The sequence below is a fragment of the Arthrobacter sp. ISL-72 genome (genome assembly GCF_018613755.1).
Lineage (GTDB): Bacteria > Actinomycetota > Actinomycetes > Actinomycetales > Micrococcaceae > Arthrobacter.
Window position 1 is genome coordinate 320,298 of the sequence record NZ_JAGGPP010000008.1, and the last position, 15,008, is coordinate 335,305.

At 64.2% G+C, this 15,008-nt stretch carries 10 protein-coding genes; 2 read left to right on the forward strand and 8 right to left on the reverse strand.

Going from position 1 to position 15,008, the window contains the following annotated elements:
- Window positions 1–57: 57 nt before the first annotated feature.
- On the reverse strand, window positions 58–2,628 hold the full coding sequence (locus J7I92_RS09530) for a helix-turn-helix transcriptional regulator (protein WP_214839801.1): 2,571 nt from the start codon (window positions 2,626–2,628) through the stop codon (window positions 58–60).
- 397 nt (window positions 2,629–3,025) lie between these two features.
- On the opposite strand from J7I92_RS09530, the gene J7I92_RS09535 reads away from it, so the two are divergent.
- Window positions 3,026–4,075, forward strand: coding sequence for a hypothetical protein (locus J7I92_RS09535; protein ID WP_251039677.1), 1,050 nt, complete (start codon window positions 3,026–3,028; stop codon window positions 4,073–4,075).
- A gap of 115 nt (window positions 4,076–4,190) precedes the next feature.
- Here the strand turns inward: J7I92_RS09535 and J7I92_RS09540 are convergent, their stop codons facing one another.
- From J7I92_RS09540 to J7I92_RS09545, 3 genes are all read right to left on the reverse strand, one after another.
- Entirely contained in the window at window positions 4,191–5,636 is a 1,446-nt protein-coding gene (locus J7I92_RS09540; protein ID WP_214839811.1) for a glycosyltransferase family 2 protein, read from the reverse strand.
- Window positions 5,633–5,767 (reverse strand): hypothetical protein, encoded by a 135-nt coding sequence (locus tag J7I92_RS24210; protein ID WP_285290084.1) that lies wholly within the window; start codon window positions 5,765–5,767, stop codon window positions 5,633–5,635. Before J7I92_RS24210 ends, J7I92_RS09540 begins: the two co-directional genes overlap by 4 nt.
- Before the next feature lie 125 nt (window positions 5,768–5,892).
- Complete coding sequence (locus tag J7I92_RS09545) at window positions 5,893–7,344, reverse strand: polysaccharide deacetylase family protein (protein ID WP_214839813.1); 1,452 nt, start codon at window positions 7,342–7,344, stop codon at window positions 5,893–5,895.
- A 588-nt stretch (window positions 7,345–7,932) separates the two neighbouring features.
- On the opposite strand from J7I92_RS09545, the gene J7I92_RS09550 reads away from it, so the two are divergent.
- Window positions 7,933–9,099, forward strand: a complete 1,167-nt coding sequence (locus tag J7I92_RS09550; RefSeq protein WP_214839814.1) for a chitinase — start codon at window positions 7,933–7,935, stop codon at window positions 9,097–9,099.
- A 40-nt stretch (window positions 9,100–9,139) separates the two neighbouring features.
- Here J7I92_RS09550 and J7I92_RS09555 read toward each other — a convergent pair whose 3' ends face one another.
- The 4 genes from J7I92_RS09555 to J7I92_RS09570 all read right to left on the reverse strand — a co-directional run bounded on the left by J7I92_RS09555 (window position 9,140) and on the right by J7I92_RS09570 (window position 14,596).
- The gene (locus J7I92_RS09555; protein ID WP_214839816.1) at window positions 9,140–9,904 is read right to left on the reverse strand and encodes a hypothetical protein; all 765 of its coding nucleotides are present in this window, start codon (window positions 9,902–9,904) and stop codon (window positions 9,140–9,142) included.
- A 163-nt stretch (window positions 9,905–10,067) separates the two neighbouring features.
- Entirely contained in the window at window positions 10,068–12,035 is a 1,968-nt protein-coding gene (locus tag J7I92_RS09560) for an S-layer homology domain-containing protein (RefSeq protein WP_214839818.1), read from the reverse strand.
- A gap of 80 nt (window positions 12,036–12,115) precedes the next feature.
- Window positions 12,116–13,123 carry a GDP-mannose 4,6-dehydratase gene (locus J7I92_RS09565; protein ID WP_214839820.1) on the reverse strand — a complete coding sequence of 336 codons (1,008 nt, stop codon included), beginning with the start codon at window positions 13,121–13,123 and terminating at the stop codon, window positions 12,116–12,118.
- A gap of 39 nt (window positions 13,124–13,162) precedes the next feature.
- A complete protein-coding gene (locus tag J7I92_RS09570) occupies window positions 13,163–14,596 on the reverse strand; it encodes a nucleotide sugar dehydrogenase (RefSeq protein ID WP_214839827.1) in 1,434 nt (477 codons plus the stop codon).
- Between the last annotated feature and the right edge of the window lie 412 nt (window positions 14,597–15,008).

The window sequence follows — 15,008 nt, forward strand, 5'->3', positions numbered from 1 at the left end:
CCGCGGTGCTACTCCTCAATTGTCCCACTATTGCCACCCGCCGTTCCGCGCCGGGCTTTAGGGCCCCGCAGAGTCCAGGCTGTTCCACAGTTCGGCCAGCTCCTGACGGCGGGAAACGCCTAGCTTGCCGTAGATCCTCTGCAGATGCGCGTTCACTGTGTTGACGGCGATCCCGAGTTCCGCCGCGACGTGGGCGCTTCCCATCCCGGATACAACCAGCGCCGCAACCTCACGCTCCCGTTGCGAAAGCTTCGGAGGGTCTGCAGCGGCCGCCCGCTTGGTGGCGGAAGGAACGGGCGCCTGCCCGCTGGAGCCGTCACTCGACCAGCGCCAATCCGGCGGACCGTCCGCAGCATGTTCGATGAACGCATTGTCAGGGCCAGCCGCCGCAACCAGGTTCAGCAGTTCCAGTGCCCGGCGGCCTTTGCCTCCGCCCGTCGCCCTGGCCGGCTTCCGCGGCGTCCTCGGCGGTGGACCGGCGGCACCGGTAACGGCCGGACGTGCCACCGTCGCATACGCTTCCGCTACCCTGGCTGCGACGTCACCGTCTGTGCTGAGGGCATTAGCCGGGGCTGCCGCAGGAACGGCTACCTGCGCCGAGTCCCAGGCCAGCCACTCGGCCGTGGCCTGCGCACCCAGCGTGAGGGCGAGCAGGTCATTAGCATCGCCGGCCCTTCCTTCGCCTGCACCGTGCGTCCACGCAGCAGGGTGGCCGGGGAGCCGGCCCGAAGCCGTGGCGTGCCGGCAAAACATCATGGCCCGGAAAAGTTGCAGCGGCCCTCCAGGGTAGCTCATCCACTTGTTGGCGCCGGCGCGTGGGGCCGCGCTGCCGGCGTCGGGGCCCTGACCCAACCTCGTGAGGTTGGCGGCGTGGATGGTGAGCACGGTGGAGTGGAAGTCAACACTGCAGCGCGGCAGGAGCTCGACGGCGCTGAGCGCCCGGGTTGAAAGCGCGACAGCGTCAGTGCACTTTCCCCGAACAGACAGTCCCTGCGAGGCCAGCGCCAAAAGCAGGATGCCGGCATGGGTTCCCGGCGAATCGTCAGTACCGTGCCCTTCTTCGCCGAAACCCTCGGGGCAAAGCCGCTGGAACAGTTCTTCCGCGGGACTGGGCCAGGTTCCTTCCATCGACTCAAGGTATAGCTGCAGGACGTCCAGCTCATCCTGGACGGCGTTTTGATAGGTGTCGGCCGCCGTGTCCCCCACGGATGCGGCAGCAGCCAGGCTCAGCCGCCGCCTTGCCCTGTCCAGCACGGCCTGCAGGGCGTCGCGGCCCGGGTTCGTGGGGATCAGGGCCTGCAGGAGCAGGCCAACCGCACGGGCGAACTCCATGGAGAGCACCGCCGGAGTGGTTTCCACGAGGTGCCCGAGCATCTCGGCGCTCTGGCTGTACTTGCGGGAATGGAACAGGGCCCGGGCAGCCTCCGTCCCTGCCATCAGCCGGAGCTCGGGTGCCTTGATCGCTTCGGCGGCGCGCAGCGCTGCGCCGCTGTCATAGAGGTTGTTGGCGGCGGTGGCCACGGCCAGCAGATCGAGGTCCGCCACAGCCGCCCCGGCATCGAGTGCTGCCTCTACACGCCGCAGGAGGTCCCAAAGTGGTTCCTCCCCCGCCCGTCCGGAACCACCCACTGCGTTGCCGCGCAGCTTCAGCGGCTCCGCCGCACTCGGAAAACGCCGGGCAGCCCGTGCTTCAACCTCGTGGTTCAAGGTGACGTCCGCGCCGCCATCGCACCTTATTTGGAGCCGGATCATGTTGCGCTGCTCCAAGGCGGCGAGGGTGCCGGGTGACACCGCCTGGGCCAGGGCGGAAAGTGACGCCGGATCAGCGGCCGCCAGCATGTCAACCACCCGCCGCTGCTCTGGCGGAAGTGCGTCGATCCGCCGCCGGGCCAGATCAACTTGACGCACTTCCTCCGTCTCCAGTGGACGGACCATCGCACAACTGCCGCCCCGCTGGACAATAAGGCCTGCCGCCAGCAATTCGTCGACGAGCCAGCTGGCCGTAAGCGCATTGGCAGCTGACGCGGCATGGATGTCGCGCAGTATGGTGCGGCCGGGCCGGGCAGGCAGCCGCTGCTCGAGCAAACTCCGCAGCTGCTCCTGTGTTAAATCCTCCAAAGCCACTATGGTCAGTTGCCGGGCCACCACCGATTCCATCAGCTCCATTTGAAGTTGGCGGTCGGAACGGTGGCTTGCCAGCACCTTGATATCGGGTTCCGAAAGGAGCTGGTTCAACACCCAGAGGGATGTTCCGTCAAGGTGGTCCACGTTGTCCAGGACCAACAGGATGCCGTTTGCGCCCGGATCCTGGCTTCGCAAGGCATCACGGCATGCCCGGACGATGGTCAGCGGTGACACATTGAATCCGGCGAGCAATGCCGGGGCCAGGACACTGCCGATACTGAACTTCATCCGACGTGCGGATTCGGGAATGCTGTGGGCGATGATGGTCAGCTGCGCGGCGAGGGAATCCGCGGCGGCCGCAAGGAGCCTGGTCCGGCCGGAGCCGGCGGCACCCGTAACGATGACACCTGAACTCTCCGGATCGGAGAGTGCGTCGAGTGCGGCCCGCAGTTCGGCCACACGAATGATTGTCGGGAACTGTGAATTTCCTGCCCTAACGTCCATGGTTGGGTCGATTCCTAGGCGCGGAGCGGTCCCGGACCTGCCCCCAAACAACCTGCCGGCATTAGCAACTTCAACGCTACCTAGCCATTCCCTGCCGGGGCGTGAGTAGTGACTACTTGAATATCCGGGGCTGTTGCTTGCAGGCCCGACCGGGCTACTCACAGGCATCCGTGTAAAGTGGAGCGGGTGTTAACGGTCTCTTCGGGTCTCTTGACGGTCTCGCTGGCTGCTTCTGGGGAGTAAGCGGCTCAGCTGGTTTCACTATCAGCATTGATTCTGCGCGCGGCCATCGCCGCGCCAATCTGGCGGTCATGACCCGTACTTGGCGTGCCCCCATGCGGGTACCTGCCATCCCTGTTAATGTCCCCAACAGATATGTATCCCAAAAATGAAACACATGACCGCACCATTCATGGCTGTGTTGATTCTCCTTGTCGGAGTATTGACCGCCGGCTGCGCCGCCCAAACGGCGCCCAGCCCGTCGGCCTCCACCAGTCCTTCGTCAGCCAGCGCGACAGCTGCGCGGGTAACACCGAAGGCATCACCCTCACCAAGTTCGACGCCGGCAGCGGCCCCTGTCGCTGAGCCCGCACCTGCTGCCGTTTCCGCCCCTGAGCCCGCTGTCGCAGCTCCGGCGCCGGTGGCCGTGGCCGCTGCTGCACCCGCGGCTGCACCGGCAGCGAGCAAGTACCCCCTCCACACCAACGTCGTGAGCACCACCTTCTGGGTAGGCGAGATCTTCAACGCCAACCTGGCTGACGGTTCCCAGGTCTGCTCCACCTATAACGGCCAGTGGGCGTTCCAGCACACCGGGCTCAACGCCGGCACGACGCCTGACTCGGCTTCCGGCTGCCCGGGCAGCATCTACGGCGGCTGCGACGGTGTGAGCTCCGGTACGGGAAGCTCGTTCACTTGCGCCACGGAAGCCCGCGATGCGTCCAACGGGTATTTCCCCAAGAACCAGCCCACCCCGCTGGAGAACCCGTTCTACCTCGACCTGCCCTACGACGACATGAACGACGGCGTCGCGTTCCAGCAGCGCTGCCAGGTCATTCCGTGGGCTGCCGCGGACAACGCCGCCACCGGCGCCGACCACTGCGCGGACGGCAACTACTCGTACATGAAGAACCGCTGGGTCCAGATGACCGGACCGAACGGTAACGTCTGCTACGGACAGATCGAAGACGCCGGACCTTCCAGCGGCTCCGAGTACCATGATGCGAACTACGTCTTCGGTGCAGCCGACGCCCGCCCGGCGAACACTGATTTCTCCGCCGACGGCGCGCAGGGCGCGGGTATGGATGTTTCTCCGGCGCTGAACGGCTGCCTTGGCTTCGCGGAGCTGGATGGCAGCGGCGACCACGTCTCCTGGCGGTTTGTTGACCGCGCCGCTGTTCCCGCCGGTCCGTGGCTGAACGTGGAAACCACTTCCGGTGTGAGCTCGTAACTGCGCACTCCCTGAAGTGAGCTGCTGAAGGAGAAACGCCCCCTGCGGCAGGACCACAATGTCCTGCCGCAGGGGGCGTTTCCCGCTTCCTGCCCCGTCCGTGCGGCCAGGGACGCTACCGGGTGGCTCCCGCCCCCGCCGTAGCCTCTTCCAGCTCGAGCCCCTCTCCTTGGATGCGGCGCATCGGGCTGACCCACACGCCCGAGGATGCCGCAGAGAAGGCCCGGGGCAGCACCATCAGGCAAATGACGGAGTCGAGGATCCGCATGAGCGGGAAGAAGAGTGCCATCAGCAGGATGCCCGGGCGACGGAGGGCAATGGCTGCGATGACGGTGAGCAGGAAGTCCGGGATGAGAACCCCCAGCAGGACGTCCTGGGGACGCATGAGCCCGGACAGGAAGAGGAAGGATTCGCCGTTGTCACCGAACGCCTGGAGCTGCATTGAGGCCACGAGCGACAACAGGAACACCGGAATCAGCAAGACGAAGAACAGGCAGCTGATGACGAGTTCGACGATGTAGAACACCAGCACTAACCAGAACTTTCCGGCCTGCAGGCGGTGCCGCCGCACTGTCTGCCAGAAGCCGAGGATCCAGCGCCGCACCTGCCGGGTGTAGTCCTGCAGGTTGTCTGGATCCTGCGTATAGGCCACGGCGGCTGACGGGTGAAAGGCGATTCGTCCCAGTTTCTTGGCATGGATCTCGAAGGTCATGTTGAAGTCCTCGATGACCAGGCCGGGCGCCAGCACCTTGATTTTCGCGAGTGCACTTGTGCGGTACATGCTGGCGAAGCCCGGCACGATCGAAACGACGTTTGCGCCCCTGGCCGCCTGACCGTACTTGAGGAGCAGCTGGACAACGATGTACAGCCGTTCGCGGTAGGCGACCAGGAAACGGCCAAGCGCTGTCGGTGCGGGCGGGGTCATGATGGATTTGGCCCGGCCGGCCACGGCAACCACGTCGCGGTCAAGGAACAGCGGCAACCCGGTCTCGAGGTAGTCAGGGTTCGGCCTGGTGTCCGCGTCCAGCAGCATCACCACTTTGAACTTCCGGCACAGCTCGAAGTGGGCGATCCCGGCGGCAAGCGCACCGGCCTTCCCCCTGTTCGGTTCGAGTTCCAGGACTTTGACCCCGGCAGCGCGGGCAATGGCGGCGGTGTCGTCAGTGGACATGTCGGAGATCACGTGGATGTTCCTGAGCGGCACCAGGACCGAGGCGGCCCGGATCGTCTCCCTGATGACAAGGGCCTCGTTGTGGGCGGCAATGAGCACCGCGACGTTCGCCGGAAGGATCCTGGGGTCCCTGGCACGGTGGCGGCCGTGCTCCCGTTGCAGCTCGCCGCGGTGCGCCCGTGGCGCGGGCAGCGCGTGGACCCCGTGAAAGCCCGACCCGATCCTGTTGGCCAGCTGCCAGCGCTGGAGGAGCCCGAAGACCCGGCTGCTGAACGGTGGCCCCAGCGCGACCCTCCGGATGTACTGCTCGTTAGCCAGGCGCAGCAGGCCAACAAGCGACCAGAAAATGGTGCTGATTCCCAGGACAAGGACAACGTAGACGGCTATCACAGCGACGGCGCTCCGATCGTGTCGTACATGGCATCGTCATCCGTGATCAGGGTGCCGTTCCTGAACCTGGCATGGGCTGCGGTTGTGTGCTCAGCACTAACCGTGACCGCCGTCTGTGCCCAGCTTCGCAATCGTTGTCGCTCGGCATGCACGTCACACTGGATTCCAGCTCGCCCGGAAGTTATTAACCTCATTGGGAATCGACTCGATTCTTTTTTCGGGCCCGTGGAGCCTGAGCGCTGGCAACGGGCGGGGCCTACGGGGCGGCCGGCGCCCCCATGTCCAACATCTCGTAGTCATCTGTAGTCAGCTCCCCGTCGCTGAACAGATTGAGTCCAAAACTGATGGCGACGGCGTCTGCCGGCACCGGTGGTGCGGTCCACTCGGCCTGCCGGTAGGCAGTGCTGGCGGGAAACCATGGGCTGGCGGTCCAATAGGTCCAGGTGCCAACCTTGTTGCGGTAGTACAGCTCGAACTGCGTGGATGCGGTGGAGGTGTACCAGGCACGCAGCGTGTAGCTGTGGCCCGGCACAACGCTTGGCGCACACGCCCCCAGGTCCAGGACAGGCAGTAGTTTTGCGTCGCCGGATACGTAGCCGGTTACATCCAGCCGCCGCGCGACGTCCCCGTTGCGGCCGGGAGTCAGCGTTGCCAGGACGTGTGAGTTCTCACCGTAGGAGGACACCTGCCAGCACTCGGGAAGGCCGTATTTCCCTGCCGTTTCCAGCCCCGGGTTGCGCAGCGCGTTGACGCCTGGCGGTGCGGGTGGAGCAGCCGGACCCGGAACAGCTGGTTTCGCCCCTCCGCCGACCACGTCGTGCACCGTGCGGATGGCCGTGGTCCCCTCCTCCGTGCGGGTAACCAGCCACGAGACGAAGTCACTGAAAAGCGCAGGGCTGATTGACCGCGGGCTGCCGCTGTCATCGACGTCGTAGAAACTCAGCTGCAGCCAGCCCCCGGTGGTTTCCGCTTCCAGGACTGATTGCTGCAGGTCGCTTAGGGTCCATGCAGAGCCAATTTCCGGCGTCGACCTGGTGCTGAAGGCGTCTGCCGGCCGGACAGTTTCAGACACGGCGCAATCTGGGCACCCCAAGCGGCTGCGGAGATCACCTTGGCTGCGTGCGCTGTTGTACCCGCACTCCGACACCATCGCTTTGGCGTCCGGCGATTTAGCTGCAAACGGGTAGGCGAAGGAGGTGGCTTTGAAACCCCACTCTGTGAGGTTGGTCCGATCGGTGCAGACCTGTCGCCTGGCTTCATCGGATTCAATGGCGGTCAGGTCGGCGAGGGTTGCCGTGTGGCCGCCGATTTCATTGCCATCAGCAGCCAGGGCGTGCAGGTCCTCCACCGTCATGTAGTCCTTGGCCCCCATGAAGCCTGAGTTAACGAAGAATGTTCCCCGCAGTCCGCGGGACCGTAGGACCTCGGCGGCGGCTAACTGGCTGGCCCTGCCGCCGTCAAACGTCAGTGTGACGGTGGTCAAGGCAAGGCTGGCATCAACAGGTGCGGCAAAATTCTTCAGCGGCCCCGGCGCGCCCTCGGCCGGTCCCCTGCTTTCTTTCGGTGCAAGGGCCGCCGACAAGGTGAAGAGGGCAAGTGCGGCCACTCCCGAGACTGCCCAGAATCTTGTCCGCTTGCGCTGCCGGGTCAACCCGGAGCCAAGCGGATCGCTATGCTGCTCCTCTGGCGGTTCCTGCCTCTGCCTCATTACAGACATCCCCTCTTACATCCGCATTCCCCGGCCGCAAGAGGATCCCCCAGGCCGCGATGGTTCATGGATTGACGCCCCGAAGGGGTCGGTGACGACTGGGGGGAAGCCTTGGTCTCAAAGGCTTGTTCGCCACCGACCCCCGTTCTCGGGCCCCGCGCGTTTTCGCCAGGGCGGGCTGCCTTTCGGCAATCGCATCGGCAGAATTGAGGAAGAAAATAACAGCCGCCGATATCCGGGGCATTGCTGCCGCCTTGACCGTCCGGAACTGCCGTTGCGGGGCATGGTTGCCGGCCTTCGCCCGCAGTGGTGCGTCCATTCCCATTTTGAGACCCGATTCTCCCCCGGAACTCTGTATCTATCCGACATCCAAAGCCTATTAAGCGGAGGGCATGGCGGCACGAGTGGCGCCTACCCGTCTTTCGAGTCGGGAGGGGCCGGGCAAGCCGGGCACCACTCGCCCGCTACCCGACGGGGTACTCGTGGCGTACCCGGGGACACCCGTATTGGGCCGGCCGGCCCCCGCCGTATGGGGCAGGACGTGGTGAAATGGTGTTTAAGTACATCAGAGGGGAATGTGGGATCCAGATGAAGGCACTGCACGGCAGCTCGGATCCGGCCGCCCAGACCCCCGCGGAGCCGGCGCCGCTGCCTGCCCGGGAAGCCCACGTCCGTTCCGGTCTGAAGCTTCGCACGCCGTCATCGCCCCTCATGGTGGGACTCGCCGCCGCCACCGTACTGGCATGCGTCATCTTTTTTTGGAGCTGGCGCTCCGGATTAGTCACTGGGGACACGGAAAAGACGTGGTTCGCAGGATATGTGGACGTCACCGTGTCGCCGGCCTACCCCTTCGAGGAAGCCTCCAGGGCAGGCACCAGGGACGTAGTGCTGGCGTTCCTGGTGGCCTCCCCCCAGGACGTCTGCATCCCGAGTTGGGGCGCGCTCTATCGCCTTGAGGAGGCAGGCGCCGCCCTCGGCCTGGACCGGCGGATCTCACTACTTCGCTCCCGGGGCGGCTCGGCATCCGTGTCCTTTGGCGGTGCCCGAAACAGTGAGCTGTCCACCGCCTGCCAGGACGAAGCGAAGCTCCGGACGGCGTACCGGGACGTGGTTGAACGCTATGAGCCCGCATACCTCGATTTCGATCTGGAAGGCGCCGACCTGCTTGACCAGGCCGGCGGCGAGCGCAGGGCCAGGGCGGTGGCCGCCCTGCAGGAAGATCGCAATTCATCCGGGAAAAAACTAGGCGTTTGGCTGACGCTTCCGGCTTCTCCCCGTGGACTAACTGACGCAGGAATAGCCGCCGTGGAACAGATGCTCCAGGCAGGTGTGGAGCTGTCCGGAGTGAACATCATGACCATGAACTACGGAGCCAGCCGCAGCAGTTCCCTGGGGATGCTACAGGCAGCCAAAGCCGCCGCAGATGCGACCCATGACCAATTGAGCATCCTCTACCAGCGGGCCGGCACCAACCTGAACCCCGAACAGGTTTGGAAGAAGATCGGACTCACGCCCATGATCGGCCGCAACGACCTGCCTGGCGAGGTATTCGGGCTGGACGCAGCACGGGACCTGAAAGACTACGCCGTGGGACTGGGGATCCAACGACTGTCGATGTGGTCGCTCAACCGCGACGCTTCCTGCGGGTCAGGCGAGCAGGGCGAAGATGCCAGCTCTACCTGCAGCGGTGTGGACCAGGGAACAACCCGCTTCTCCGAGCTCCTGGGCTCCGGCCTCCCGGGCCGGATGGGCTGAGGCCGGATGGGCTGAGGCCGGAGGGGCAGACCGCCTGCTGCTAACGCACCTGGCTGACGGTGACCACCTCCAGCCAGGGGCCCGGCGGAACATCCGCCTGATCCACGAACTGCCAATCGACCTTGTCCGATTCTCCGTCCAGGTCGCTGAAGCCGAGGCAGCCGTTGAGGGCAGGCGAAACATCCATACCGGCTCCGTTGAACTTCTTGTTGGCCGGCCGCGCGTCGTTTGAGCCAAAGACGTACTCCTTGTCCTGGTACTCCCCCGGGCCGGCATCCTGGATCTGGCCGTAGCACTCCTTGCCGTCCTTGCGGATCTTGACCCAGCGGTTCTTCATATAGCTGAAGGAACGGTTGGTCTCCTGGCCCTTGTACCCTTCGTCGTTTGCCCATGGAATAACCGTGGCCCGTTCACGGAATGCCGTGGCGTTGTTGATGTCGTCGTACGGCAGATCCAGGTAGAAGGGGTTTTCCTTGGGCTTCACGGTGCTGGGCGCATAGCCGTTCGAACTGGATCGTTCCTCAGTCTCACATCCGCCGGACACCACCCGGCCGTCACAGCCCCCATAGCTCTCCATCCACCGGGAGTCATAGGTGGAGAAGACCTGGCTGCCGTCAGCCGCCTTGGGGTCGAAGACCTCGCCCACCCAGAAGGTGGTGGCCACAATATTCGTGTGCCAGGGATACTTCCCCGGTGGCAATTCCTTGGGTTTCGGCGGTGTGCAGGCTGTGGCAGCCACTGCCACTACAACGACCGTTGCGAACAGTCGGCCGATGCGGCCGCTCATGAAGCCTGGATTGCTCATTCTGATCCCCCCGAATCAATTACATTCACTGCTGAAGACGAGTTCAATGCTCAAGACAAATCCAATGCTGAAGACGAGGCAGCGGCGAGGGCGGCCGCGCATCCCTGGAGTTCCATCAGATGCACGGCCGCCCTCAGCTGCCTCGAATCAGTTTATCGCTTGCCTACATTCCCTTGGGGAAGTTCAGGTTGTAGCGGTAGATGAACGCTGCCACCTGGTCGCGGTTGATGGACGCTCCCGGCTTGAATGTTCCATCCGGGTAGCCCAGCGTGATCTTCATGTCCGCCAGCCACCGCACTTCGTTGTAGAACTTCAGCGACGACGTGACGTCAGGGAAGGCCGGTGCTGTGGCGCTGACGGCGGGACTGCCGTTCATCCGGTACAGGAAGGCCGCCATCTGGTCACGGTTCACTTGTTCGAACGGGTGGTAGCCGCCGTCATCGAACCCCTGGGTGATGCCGGTTGACGCCATCCACTGGATTTCGTTGTAGAAGACGTGGGTTGGCGCGACGTCGGGGAACCTTTGCGGACCGGCCGGAACTGCGGGCCGCCCGGCAAGCCGGTAAAGGAAGGCCGCCATCATGCCGCGGTCCAATGTGGTGCCCGGCTTGAAGGTACCGTCAGGGTAGCCGGTGGTGATCAGGTTGTTCGACATCCAGCTGATCTCGTTGTAGAGGGGGAACGTCGCCGGGACGTCAGTGAACGTCTTGATCCCGGCGGTGTCATATAGCTCATAGTCGTCCGTGACCAGGGTTCCGTTGGCGATGAGATTAAGCCCGAGGCTGATCGCCGTTGCATCCGCGGGAACCGGCGGCGTTGTGTAGGTAACCTGCGTCCAGTCCGCGGCGGCGACATATTGCGTGCCGGAAGTCCAATAGACCCAGGCTCCCTGAGATGTCCGGTAGTGCAGGTCGAATTGGGTAATGGCGGTGGACTTGTACCAGGCCTTGGCAAGGTAGGTGTGGCCGGGGGCCGCACTGGGAGCGCACTCGCCCGTGTCCAGTGTGGGCAACAGCTTGCCATCGCCCGATACCAGACCGGAGACCACGAGTTGCTCAGCCGCGGTGGTTGTGCCGGCGTGGCCGGGGGTCACCGTGCTGAAGGTTCGCGTGTTGGTACCGAAACCGCCCGCTTGCCAGCACCGCGGGAGCAACGATCCGTTCAGCCCTGGAGTCTCAAGACTGGGGTTCTTGTAAAGATTGCCGGTGGTCTGCGGCGCGGGGGCGGCCGGACCTGCCACGACGGGCTTGGTGGTTCCGCCGATGACTTCCTTGACCGTCTTCACCAGAACCGGGTTGGTGGTGTTGGTCGACACCTGGTTCGCCAGCCAGTCGACGAACTGGTTGTAGACGTCCGTGCTGACAGTCAGAGGATCCTTCACTCCGGAGGCGGGGTCGATGCCCGTGCCGATGTGGTGGAACGTCAGCTGGACCCAGCCGCCGCCGTTTGCCTGCGCCTGGGTCACCAGGGACTGGATATCGGCCAGGGTCCAGCTTTCATCCAACTGGTCAGGTGCACCGGTGTAGTAAGGGTCGGCCGGCGTCAGTGACTCGGCAAACGGAAAGGTCTCGGACCCTGCAACCTTGCTCCGGATATCCCCCAGGCCGCGCGCGCTGTTGTAACCGCACTCTGCCACAGCGGCCTTGGCAGGATCATTGGCAGAAGCAAACGGATAGGCGAAGTTTTGGATGTCCAGTCCATAACCTGCCAGCGTCACCCGGTCGTTGCAGACCTGCCGCTTCAGTTCATCGGGTCCGACGGCCGCCAGGTCCGCGTGTGTCACACTGTGACCGGCGATCTCGTTGCCTGCCGCCTGAAGGGCCTGCGCATCGGCGGTGGTCATGTAGTTCGGCCGGTTCATGTAACCGGAGGGCAGGAAGAACGTGCCGTGCATGCCAAGGGAGTTGATCTTGGCTGCGGCCGCAACCTGGTCAACGTTGGCGTCGTCGAACGTCAGCGTTACCACTGTCTCGCCAACTGCATTGGCGGCGGGGGCAGTAAGCCCCAACAGTGAGGCGGCCAAAGCGACCGTTGTGGAGGCCGCCAGCCACCGCGCCTTGCGCCGGCCGGGGGGCCGTTCAGCCCGGTGCCGGGGCTCTGAGACCGCAGTGTAGCGTTGCAGTAGCGTCATGGAACTCAACTCTTTCGTCGAAGGTGCTCATAACTTTCTGAAGGTTGCCGCCCCCAGTCGGCGCGGCACCTCACGGACGGCTAGTTGGCCGCCATCGTGACTTTCCACCCGAGCGGATCGGGCGCTTTCACCGGGCGGTGGTCGGCCGCCACGTTTTGGATGATCTGGTCCAGGGTCGTTTTGGGATCGAAGCCCACCAGATCCTTCGCTTTGCTGTTGTTGGGGACACGGCGGCGCATGTCCTCGTAGCCCTCCGCGTAGGCCTGCTCATAGGGCACCAGCGTGATGGGGCTTTCGCTGCCAAGCAGTTCCACAATCCTTTGGGCGAGGGTGAGGATCGAAATCTCGTAACTGCCGCCCAGGTTGTATGCGTTGCCATAGGCGGACCTTTCCTCGGAGATCCTGGTGATGGCGGGGACGATGTCGCCGACGTACGAGAAGCAGCGGGTCTGGTGCCCGTCTCCGTAGACGGTCAACGGTTCGCCGGTAAGCGCCTGCTTGACCAGCCGCGGCACCACCATTCCGTAGCGGCCGGTCTGCCTCGGACCCACCGTGTTGAACAGCCGGACGATGGCGACCGGAAGGCCGAACTGCCGCCAGTACGCGTGAGCGAATGCCTCGTCGATGCCCTTGGCGGCAGCGTAGGTCCACCGCGATTTGAGGGCCGAGCCCAGGATCCTGTCGGACTCCTCCGACAGGCTGTCCGAGGTGTTCTTTCCATAGATTTCACTGGTGGAGGCCAGCAACAGCGTGGCGCCGGATTCCAATACGGAGTCCAGGACGACTTCCGTGCCGTGGATGTTCGTCCGCAGGCTCTCCAGCGGATGCTCCACGATGAGGTTCACGCCTACCGCGGCGGCCAGGTGGAACACCCGGTCGGCGCCGGCCACCACCTTGTCGACTGCTTCCCGGTCGAGGATGCTGCCCTCCACAAAGTGGAAGTCCCGGTGGCCGATTACAGACCGGAGGTTTTCCAGTCGACCGGTTGAGAGGTCGTCCAATACGGTGACCTTGTCCCCGGCCGCAAGGAGGTGCTCCACGAGGTGGCTTCCGATGAAGCCGGCTCCGCCGGTGATTGCTGTTTTCACTTCTCCTACTTTCTTCTGATCGCCAGCGGGCGGCTGGAATCACAACCGGGTAATGTTGGTGCCGGCGGGCAGCCGGTATGTGGTGTCAAGAACGGCCGGCGCCTCACGGAGCCACTCGATGTCCATCGCGGAATGCCTCGTGTGGAGGATCACCAGGTCCGCATCCCAGACGGCAGGATCGTCCAACGAATTCAGGGCGCCGCCCTGGCCGTCCGGTGCCGTGGGGCACCACGGATCGTGGTAGGCCACGTCCGCGCCGCTGGCAACCATCGCTGCAATGATTTCCAGCGCCGGCGATTCGCGAACGTCCTCCACATCGGGCTTGTAGGCCACACCGAGGACGAGGACACGGGCGCCGGAAATTCCGTGGTTCCGGTCCGAAAGGATGCGACGTGCCTTCTCCACCACCTGGTGGGGCCTTCCCGCGATGCCGGCCATGGCGTGTTCGATGACCGGAGCCGTGACCCTGGCCTTGCGCAGCTGCCACAGAAGGTAGTGCGGGTCGCAGGGAATGCAGTGGCCGCCGACGCCCGGGCCCGGGGTGAACGGCATAAAGCCGTAAGGCTTTGTCGAAGCGGCATCAATCACGTCCATGACCTCCATTCCCAGCTCGTGGCAGATGTCTGCAAACTCATTGGCAAGGGCGATGTTGACGGCCCGGAAGGTGTTTTCCACGAGCTTGGTCATCTCCGCCACATCTGCGGACGGCACAACGTGCACCAGCTTGGTGCTGGCCTGCAGCAGTTCCGCTGCAGCCTCACCGCACGCGGGTGTTACTCCGCCCACCACCCGGGGAACGTCTTCGTGCGAGAAGGCGTCCACACCCGGATTAATCCGCTCCGGCGAAAAGGCCACGAACACGTCCCTGCCCGGGATGAGTCCCTTGGCGGCCAACGGAACGGCGAGGAGATCTCTGGTGGAGCCCACGTAGGTAGTGGAGGTCAGCATCAGCAGCTGCCCCGGCACCGCGAATTCAACCACGGAAGCGCAGGCTGCCCGGAGAATGCCCAGGTCAGGCACAAGATAGGGGTCCACCGGGGTGGGAACGCAAACTACTACTGCCGCTGCGCGGGCCAGCAGTGAGAGGTCCGTACTGATCATGAAGGACGGATCCTCCAGGGCTTCGGCCAGCCGGGCCTTGTCGGAATCCAGCAGGTCGGCCTGTTGGGACCGGATGACAGCCAGCCGGTTCTCGGACACATCCAGTCCCAGGACCCGGCGACCTGAGGCATTGATGGCGAGCGCAGTCGGCAGCCCGACGTACCCGAGGCCTACGATGGCGACGTCGAACGTGAACGTGTGATCCTGCGAATCGCCTTCGCCGGCCACCGCCTCTGATTCAACGGCTTCGGGGGCCAACTCCGGCTCGCCCGATCCGTTTTCCGGCCATTCCCGTGATTCCTCCAGCAGCGGGGGCAGCGGTGCCCTTGACAGCGGTGCCTTATGGGTTTTTAGCTTGGTGTTCGGTGTCATGCTAGACCGACCTCCCGATATTCGATTTGTCCCGTTTTGTAAGAAAGCCGGCGACGGTGGCAGATCCCGGTCTCAGAAGACGCTGCCCGGATCGTCGCCGGCTCGAATGGGGTACCCGCCCGCTGCGGGATGCTGGTCGCCCTGGAGGAGTAATCCAGATGGTGTGCCACATGAAATTCCCAAAGCCAAGTGTCAGCTGATTGATACATTTAGAGACCCACTTCTTTCCCCAATAGATGCCTGCGGCCCAACAAGCTACAGCGTATTAACCAACAACCTGCCGGGGCGCGAGTGGGCTCTACCCGTCTTTACGGGGCCACCGCCGACGGCAATGGGGTGGTACGCGCGCGGTCCGCCCGCACTACTCGCATCAGTACTCGTTTGGAGGCAGCGCGAACGTAGCGCCAGGTCC

Bases quoted from the DNA above. Each gene is read 5' to 3' on its own strand.
- J7I92_RS09530 (WP_214839801.1), bottom strand. From the start codon at position 2,628: ATGGACGTTAGGGCAGGAAATTCACAGTTCCCGACAATCATTCGTGTG.
- J7I92_RS09535 (WP_251039677.1), top strand. From the start codon at position 3,026: ATGACCGCACCATTCATGGCTGTGTTGATTCTCCTTGTCGGAGTATTG.
- J7I92_RS09545 (WP_214839813.1), bottom strand. From the start codon at position 7,344: ATGAGGCAGAGGCAGGAACCGCCAGAGGAGCAGCATAGCGATCCGCTT.
- J7I92_RS09550 (WP_214839814.1), top strand. From the start codon at position 7,933: ATGAAGGCACTGCACGGCAGCTCGGATCCGGCCGCCCAGACCCCCGCG.
- J7I92_RS09555 (WP_214839816.1), bottom strand. From the start codon at position 9,904: ATGAGCAATCCAGGCTTCATGAGCGGCCGCATCGGCCGACTGTTCGCA.
- J7I92_RS09560 (WP_214839818.1), bottom strand. From the start codon at position 12,035: ATGACGCTACTGCAACGCTACACTGCGGTCTCAGAGCCCCGGCACCGG.
- J7I92_RS09570 (WP_214839827.1), bottom strand. From the start codon at position 14,596: ATGACACCGAACACCAAGCTAAAAACCCATAAGGCACCGCTGTCAAGG.